Genomic DNA, 7750 nt, shown 5'->3' with positions numbered 1-7750 from the left:
TTACTTATTTACTTATTTACTGATTTACTTATTTACTTATTTACTTATTTACTTATTTACTTATTTACTTATTTACTTATTTACTTATTTACGTATTTACTTATTTACTTATTTACTTATTTACTTATTTACTTATTTATTTATTTACTTATTTACTTATTTACTTATTTACTTATTTACTTATTTACTTATTTACTTATTTACTTATTTACTTATTTACTTATTTACTTATTTACTTATTTACTTATTTACTTATTTAATCCTTGTACGTCATTTTTTGCGAGTTATCTATGTTTCATTTACAACAATTATACCTAAAGATATAATTATTGTTTTTAAATCAATAGGTTATTGTTTGATTGATAATGAATTTATATTTGTTATAAAAAATAAAATTTACAAAGATATTAATTATAATATGCCAAATTTTCATAATTAGTATGAAGATTGTATTTGTTTTTATCAATAAATAAATTATATAGTTAATTAACTGTGTTGCTATATATAATAGTAAGGATAATAGGATAAATACCCTATTACCCTTATACACTCAGGAAAATAGCCTTTTATTGATGCTATTTTGAATACCTACGGCATCAAGTCCTAAATCTGCTCTGATTTCTTCCTGGCTACCTTGTGGCACAAATTGGTCAGGCAAGCCAATATTCAGAATTTGCACCAGGCGACCTTCCTGCATTAGTAGTTCATTAACGCCACTTCCGGCACCTCCCATAATGGCATTTTCTTCCAGCGTGACTAATAAATCATGGTTATCAGCCATTTCTAATATCAATTCTTTATCCAATGGTTTGACAAAACGCATATCAACAACAGTCGCATCCAGTGATTCTGCTGCTGTTATTGCATCAGGTAATAGGGTACCAAAGTTTAGGATCGCAACTTTCTTACCCTGACGGCGAATAACGCCTTTACCAATTGGTAATTGTTCAAATGGTTGGCGTTCCGCACCCGTTCCGGTTCCTCGTGGATAGCGCACGGCTACTGGACCTTGCTGATAATGATAGCCAGTATGCAGCATCTGTCGGCATTCGTTCTCATCACTTGGCGCCATAATTACCATGTTGGGGATGCAACGAAGGAATGAAAGATCAAAGGCGCCTTGATGTGTCTGACCATCAGCACCTACGATACCGCCGCGATCTATTGCAAATAGAACAGGTAGATTCTGAATGGCGACATCATGGATAACCTGGTCATAAGCACGTTGGAGGAATGTCGAATAGATTGCAACAATTGGCCTGTAACCACCAATTGCCAAACCTGCGGCAAAAGTCACGGCATGTTGTTCTGCAATGGCGACATCGAAGTATTGATCAGGATATTCGCGGGAAAAACGCACCATACCAGAGCCTTCACGCATGGCAGGTGTGATCGCCATCAGTTTTTTGTCGTTAGCAGCCTCTTCGCATAACCAGTCTCCAAAGATTTTGGAGAAAGTAGGGCGGTTGTCTGAGCTTTTAGGTAATGCGCCAGTGGTCGGATCAAATTTAGGCACCGCATGCCAACTAATAGGATCTTTTTCAGCGGGGGCATAGCCACGACCCTTTTTGGTCATGATGTGCAGAAGCTGTGGTCCTTTCAACTCACGCATATTTTTCAGCGTTTGGGTCAATGTCAGTACATCATGTCCGTCGATGGGGCCAATGTAATTAAAGCCCAATTCTTCAAACAGAGTGCCAGGAACAACCATGCCTTTGATATGTTCTTCAGTTTTTTTCAGTAGTTCTTTAATCGGTGGTAGATTGGAAAAGACTTTTTTCCCGCTTTCCCGCAACGTGGTGTAGAGTTTACCGGATAGAAGTTGAGCTAGATGGTTGTTTAACGCTCCGACGTTCTCTGAGATGGACATTTCGTTGTCATTAAGAATGACTAACATATCTGGGTCGATATCCCCGGCATGGTTCATCGCTTCGAAAGCCATCCCCGCTGTTATCGCACCATCACCGATAACACAAACTGTACGGCGGCCTTTGCCTTCGCGTTGAGCAGCAATTGCCATACCTAATCCGGCGCTGATAGAGGTTGATGAGTGACCAACACATAAGGTGTCGTATTCACTTTCATCTCGCCAAGGGAAAGGATGAAGCCCATTTTTTTGACGAATCGTATCAATACGATTTCGGCGTCCTGTCAGGATTTTATGAGGATAAGCCTGATGGCCGACGTCCCATACCAATTTATCGAAAGGTGTTTTATAGACATAATGCAACGCCACAGTCAGCTCAACGGTGCCAAGACCGGAGGCAAAATGACCACTGGAGCGACTGACACTGTTTAGCAGGAATTGCCGAAGTTCATCACATAACTTCGGCAGGTTCTCTTTTGGTAACATCCGAAGTTCTTCAGGATTTTCCGCTAATGCCAATGTGGGGTATTTGGCTATATCAATGCTCATTTGATGCTCGTTAAGAAGTGTTTATTAATAGCGCTGCCAGTGGGTAAATTTACCGGCAGACCTTAGTTGTTACGTTCAATGATAAAGCTGGCAAGTGCGCGCAGCATTGCTGTGTTATAAGATTTATCTTCCAGTTTATTCAAAGCTTGTAATGCTTCTTGATACAGTTCGTATGCTTTTTTCTGTGCTTGTTCTAACCCCAATAATGCGGGGTAAGTGCTTTTTTCTAACTGTTGGTCACTGCCTTGGCGTTTTCCTATCATTTCGGTATCGCCGATGACATCAAGAATATCGTCTTGAACTTGGAATGCGAGGCCAATGGCCTGAGCATACTGATCTAATTCAGGTAAGGCATCATGCCCGCGTTGGCCTGCGCTATATGCGCCCATTCTGACGGCGCAACGAATAAGTGCGCCCGTTTTATGGCGATGAATGTGTTCCAGCATATGGAGATCAATGTGTTTACCTTCCGCAGCTAAATCCAACGCTTGACCGCCGCACATACCAGCGATACCGCTAGCGGTTGCCAGTTCGGCAAGCATTTCAAGGCGGTCTGCCGTTGTTACATCCGGCATTTCTCTTTTAGATAGGATTTCAAACGCCAGCGCCTGTAATGCATCTCCTGCCAGAATCGCGTGAGCTTCACCAAATTTTATGTGGCAGGTCGGTTGTCCACGGCGTAAATCATCGTTATCCATCGCCGGTAAATCGTCATGAATTAATGAAAAGGCGTGGATACATTCAACGGCTGCTGCTGGAGCATCCAGATTATTTGCAGATAATCCAAACAGTTCACCGACGGCATAAACTAGAAATGGGCGCAGACGTTTACCACCGAGTAAAGTGCCATGTTGCATTGTGTGAACTAGTGGATTGTCTGCAAATGCCAGTGAAGATAGTGTGCTTATCAGAACGTTATTGACTCGTTGTTGACAGATTTTAAGCTGTTCTTTAAATTGGGTTGAATTTTGTTCAGACATAGGCTTATTCAGTATCCGGGGAGAAATGACTCAGTGGAGATTGGACATCATTGTTAATCAGAATCTGCACTCGCTGTTCTGCTTGTTGCAAAGTTTGTTGCCCTAGACGGGCTAATTGAATACCACGCTCAAATTCGCTTAGGGCTTCTTCCAGTGCCAGTTCACCTGATTCCAGCCGGGCGACAATCTGTTCCAGCTCTTTTAATGAGCTTTCAAATGTCATTGCCGGTGCAGTTTCTGGCGTACTGTTTGTACTTTCTGATATTGCATTTTTCTTTGGCATAATTTTTTACTATTTATACAGAGTTCGCCTGAGAGTTGCAGACTATCCTATTACGCTGGTGCAAACAAATTCTTAACTGATTTTGTGTTTTTTCCGCGCTGTACCACGAGATAGTGTTATACTTCGCGGCCTGATTTGACAACAAAAACATACCATTAATTTTATTTATCAAAATGCCTAACCGCTACTATAACTTACTATGAAGTTTATTATTAAATTATTCCCTGAAATCACGATCAAGAGCCAAACTGTTCGTTTGCGCTTTATTAAAATTCTCGCTAGTAATATTCGCAATGTGCTTAAAACATTAGGCGATAATATTGCAGTGGTTCGCCATTGGGATAATATCGAAGTTCGTACTAAAGATGAAAACCTTGGCGCTCAAATTTGTGATGCGCTGACACGTATCCCCGGTATTCACCATATTCTGCAAGTAGAGGAGCGTGAGTTTCGTGACATGCATCATATCTTTGAACAAGCTTATGAGGCTTATGGCGAATCGCTCCACAATAAGACATTTTGTGTTCGGGTTAAACGTCGCGGTAAACATCAATTTACTTCCAATGAAGTAGAACGTTATGTCGGTGGTGGTTTAAACCAGCATATTGAATCCGCGAAAGTAAAACTCAATCATCCTGATGTGACTGTTAATCTGGAAATTGATCAAGATGTGCTGATTCTGGTAAAAGCCCGTTATGAAGGAATTGGTGGTTTTCCTATCGGAACGCAGGAAGATGTATTATCTCTCATTTCTGGAGGCTTTGATTCTGGTGTTTCCAGCTATATGCTAATGCGCCGTGGCTGTCGCGTTCACTATTGCTTCTTCAATCTTGGCGGTTCTGCTCATGAAGTTGGTGTGAAACAGGTTGCTCATTATCTTTGGAATCGTTTTGGCAGTTCCCATAAAGTCCGTTTCGTTGCGGTGGATTTTGAACCTGTTGTCGCTGAAATTTTGGAAAAAGTTGATGATGGTCAAATGGGGGTGGTGCTTAAACGGATGATGGTCAGAGCGGCATCTCAAGTTGCAGAGCGCTATGGCGTGCAGGCGATTGTTACCGGTGAGGCTTTGGGACAGGTTTCCAGCCAGACACTCACTAATTTGCGTTTGATTGATAATGCATCGGATACGTTGATTCTGCGGCCACTGATTTCTCATGATAAAGAGCACATTATCAGGTTGGCACGTGAAATAGGCACTGAGGATTTTGCCCGCACAATGCCTGAATTCTGTGGTGTTATTTCAAAAAGCCCGACAGTAAAAGCTGTTAAAGCTAAAATTGAAGCGGAAGAGGCGAATTTCGATTTTAATATTTTGGAAAAAGTTGTCAGTGAAGCTCAGAATATTGATATTCGCCAGATAGCAGAACAAAGCAATCAGCAAGTGGTTGAAATTGAAACGGTGACAGCGTTCGCTCCGACGGATGTGTTATTGGATATTCGTTCGCCTGATGAACAAGATGATCGGCCATTGCAGTTAAATGGTGTGGAAATCAAATCATTGCCATTCTATAAGTTGAGCAGCCAGTTTGGTGATTTGCCAAAGGATAAGACTTATTTGCTCTATTGTGAACGTGGGGTAATGAGTCGTTTGCAGGCACTCTATTTATCTGAGCAGGGTTTTGATAACGTGAAAGTTTATCGGCCTTAATTGTATTTAATTATACATTTCGGGGTTCCTATTATGTGAACCCCGAATCGTATAAAGTAAGATGTTTTTGTCTATTTTTTTCAATCCTGATAAGAATATACACCTAGTGGCAATATGAGTTGAGCCGCCACCTCTGCTGCTGTTGCTCGTCCTTTTAATAATTCAATGAGTTTTAATGCGAAATCGAAAGCTGTCGCTGGCCCTTGGCTGGTCAATAGATTGACACGATCATCAAAACAGACTCGGCAATCAATCCATTTATCGGATGAAATTTTGTCTTGCAAACCGGGGTAGCCGGTCATTTTGCCAGTAGGGAATAAATTATGGTGTTCAAGTACGATAGCAGGCACGGCACAAATTGCAGCGATAATTTTTCCTTGATAATGTGCCTTGCGGATTTTTTCGATAACGAGTGGATTATCACGGAAACACTCGGCACCCTGCATACCGCCGGGTAAGATGATGGCATCGAAAGATTCATCAATAACTTTTTCCAGAGGGACATCAGCAACCAGTTTCACACCTCTGGAGCAAGTTAAAATCAATTCTCCATCGCTGGCGGTGCTGGCGATCGTAACACTGATGCCAGCGCGTACCAGTAAATCAATGGTTGCAACGGCTTCTATTTCTTCACTACCGTGAGTTAGGCAGATGAGTGCTGAAGGGTTCATAATCATCTTTCCTTATGTTTTACTAGATTATAGATACGGGTATTTTCAGGGGTAGAAAGACCATGTGCACGGGCCCGGCGTAATAAATAACCGGTGATATAGTCAATTTCAGTGCGACGTTTTGCGCGGACATCCTGCAACATGGATGAGTAGTTTTTTGCTGTAAGCTTAATCACATCGTAGACATAGGCAATCAGGTTGTCGATAGTGGTATGGATGTTTTCTCGTTGCATAACCTGAATAATTTCTTCGCACAAAATATTCAATTGTTCCGGGTAGCGAAGCAAATCGCCATTTTGGCATTCATAAAGTGCAGTCAGCGGGTTTACGACACAGTTAGCGGCAAGTTTCAGCCAACTAATAGAGAGAATTTCATTATGCCATGCAACATCTGGCAAAGATTGGTGTAATACATTAGCCAGAGAGCTAAGCTCAGTTGCATTTGACGTTGCTGAGCCAATATGGGTTAGCCCGGAAGCGGTATGATAAACCCGTTGGTCATCCTGATATGCGCCATGCGTTGTGACACCAAGAAGTATTGGATTAGGCGCTGATAATAGTTCTTCTTGGGTACCCATGCCATTGTGTAGTAATAAGATTGGACAATTAGGTGAAAGTTTGGGGAGTAAATTATTCACTGCATCAGCGACTTGCCATGCTTTCAGACAGACAATCAGTAATTCGCTGTTGGCAAGATGGTCGTTGTTATTAGTTGGGATTGGTTGGTTGAAGACTTGCCCATTCATTTCGTCAATATGAACAGATAAATAAGACCGAGAACTTTTTAGCCAACCCTGCACTTGATGTTTTTGTTGTGATAATGCTGCTAGCCACAGTTTTCCTATAGCGCCGCAGCCAAGAACGGTTATCTTCATATACACCTTTTGAAAGACGCTGCCATAATATTGGATGGAAATAATAAGATCCCGCTAATCCGAGTATAGCGCTTTTGCTGACAATGGAAAGCGGTTATCATGCCAACTTATTGATTATCAGGAGGTCATGGATAATGCCATCTTTCGATATTGTTTCAGAAATTGATATGCATGAAGTTCGCAACGCGGTAGAAAATGCGCAGCGCGAGCTTGCTAGCCGTTGGGATTTCCGTAATGTCAGCGCCAATTTCGAGTTAAATGAAAAAAATGAATCTATCAAGATTGCCAGTGAGTCAGATTTTCAGGTAAATCAGTTGGTTGATATCATGCGTGAAAAGTTGGCTAAACGTGGTATCGATGGTGCTGCATTGAATATCCCTGATGATATGTTGCACAGTGGTAAAACTTACAGCGTTGAAGCGACTCTGAAGCAGGGGATTGATACCCCTACGGCGAAAAAGATCGTGAAGCTGATTAAGGATAGTAAGCTGAAAGTACAGGCACAGATTCAGGGGGAGCAAGTGCGAGTGACAGGTAAAGCTCGTGATGATTTGCAAAGTGTTATGGCATTAGTTCGTGGCGCAGAGCTGGGACAGCCATTCCAGTTTACTAATTTCCGGGATTGATTTTCCGCCTAATGGATTGATATATCTAGCCTAATGTGGAGAGGGGTATTCTGACTAGGAATGCCCCTATGTAATCACCTCTCAACATTAATGATCATCTTTAGTCATGAAAATTAAATTAACCAATTGATTTTAAATTGAAATTTATTTTTTCTCGGCTTGTCTTAGTCAGTGATAATCATAAATATTCATCTCGTGTCATGGAAAATATGTACATGTCGGTGTACATAAACTACATTAAGAGCTGTATT

Annotated in this window: 6 protein-coding genes and 1 pseudogene; 2 read left to right on the top strand and 5 right to left on the bottom strand. The window is 41.4% G+C overall.

What is annotated here, in order from left to right:
- Nucleotides 1–550 precede the first annotated feature (550 nt).
- From dxs to xseB, 3 genes are all read right to left on the bottom strand, one after another.
- Entirely contained in the window at nt 551–2416 is a 1866-nt protein-coding gene (dxs, locus tag AACQ83_RS22845; RefSeq protein ID WP_112879737.1) for a 1-deoxy-D-xylulose-5-phosphate synthase, read from the bottom strand.
- Nucleotides 2417–2478: 62 nt separating this feature from the next.
- The gene (gene ispA / locus AACQ83_RS22840; RefSeq protein WP_112879736.1) at nt 2479–3396 is read right to left on the bottom strand and encodes a (2E,6E)-farnesyl diphosphate synthase; all 918 of its coding nucleotides are present in this window, start codon (nt 3394–3396) and stop codon (nt 2479–2481) included.
- A gap of 4 nt (nt 3397–3400) precedes the next feature.
- On the bottom strand, nt 3401–3679 hold the full coding sequence (xseB, locus tag AACQ83_RS22835; protein ID WP_112879735.1) for an exodeoxyribonuclease VII small subunit: 279 nt from the start codon (nt 3677–3679) through the stop codon (nt 3401–3403).
- Between the two features lie 199 nt (nt 3680–3878).
- Between xseB and thiI the strand changes: the two genes are divergently transcribed.
- Nucleotides 3879–5327 (top strand): tRNA uracil 4-sulfurtransferase ThiI, encoded by a 1449-nt coding sequence (gene thiI / locus AACQ83_RS22830; RefSeq protein ID WP_112879734.1) that lies wholly within the window; start codon nt 3879–3881, stop codon nt 5325–5327.
- Between the two features lie 80 nt (nt 5328–5407).
- Here the strand turns inward: thiI and yajL are convergent, their stop codons facing one another.
- Complete coding sequence (gene yajL, locus AACQ83_RS22825; protein ID WP_112879733.1) at nt 5408–5998, bottom strand: protein deglycase YajL; 591 nt, start codon at nt 5996–5998, stop codon at nt 5408–5410.
- Nucleotides 5961–6873 (bottom strand): annotated as a pseudogene (gene panE / locus AACQ83_RS22820) (2-dehydropantoate 2-reductase). Before panE ends, yajL begins: the two are co-directional and overlap by 38 nt.
- A 134-nt stretch (nt 6874–7007) precedes the next feature.
- On the opposite strand from panE, the gene AACQ83_RS22815 reads away from it, so the two are divergent.
- A complete protein-coding gene (locus tag AACQ83_RS22815) occupies nt 7008–7499 on the top strand; it encodes a YajQ family cyclic di-GMP-binding protein (protein WP_112879731.1) in 492 nt (163 codons plus the stop codon).
- Nucleotides 7500–7750: the final 251 nt, after the last annotated feature.

The sequence above is a fragment of the Photorhabdus sp. S10-54 genome (genome assembly GCF_963878145.1).
Classification (GTDB): domain Bacteria; phylum Pseudomonadota; class Gammaproteobacteria; order Enterobacterales; family Enterobacteriaceae; genus Photorhabdus; species Photorhabdus kayaii.
The sequence above is the reverse complement of the archived record's forward strand: the minus strand, read 5'-3'. Positions and strand labels throughout refer to the sequence as shown.